Here is a 592-nt window from a genome sequence, read left to right on the forward strand (position 1 = left end):
GTTCGGTGCCCAGTGAGCCGGGGTTGTGTCCGGAGGTCCAGGCGCCCGTGGTGTCGCGTACGGCGCGGGTGGGGGGGCGCAGGGCTGTCATCAGTTCGAGTCCGGATACGGCTGTGGAGCCGCGGGGGGTGATGACGCGGGTGGCGTACACGCCCAGGGCGTGGGCGAGTCGGGCGGGCGGGAGCTGGTCGGCGCCGGGCCAGGCTCGGGGGTCGAGTGCGTCCCAGGGCAGGATCGCCAGTTGGACGCATTGCCGTTCGCTGCCTTGGGCCGGGCGGTAGATGCGTGTCCAGGGGCCGAATCCGCGCTGGGTGAGCTGCCATTTGGCCTGGGTGATCTGTTTGAGGACCGGGTGGTCGTTCTCCAGGCGCAGGGTGCGGCGGTCTTCGAGGTGTTCGGGCAGGCCGAGTCCGGCGGCGGCGGCCGCGGTGAGCACGATCAGGGGGTCGGAGTCCTTGCCGTTGCGGTGCAGGCGGGGGGCGCCGAGGCCGGACTCGCGCAGTGTCCATTCGACCAGTTCCACGAGGGTGGTGGCCGGGCAGTGCAGGGGGGTGCCGGCGGCGGTGTGGGCGGTGTTGTAGCCGTCCAGGAC

General features: G+C 72.3%; 1 pseudogene. It reads right to left on the reverse strand.

The annotated features are described in order from the left end of the window. Positions 1-592, reverse strand: a pseudogene (locus JHN63_RS51850) (transcriptional regulator); the annotation flags it as partial.

It is taken from the genome of Streptomyces sp. MBT65, assembly GCF_016612545.1.
GTDB lineage: Bacteria > Actinomycetota > Actinomycetes > Streptomycetales > Streptomycetaceae > Streptomyces.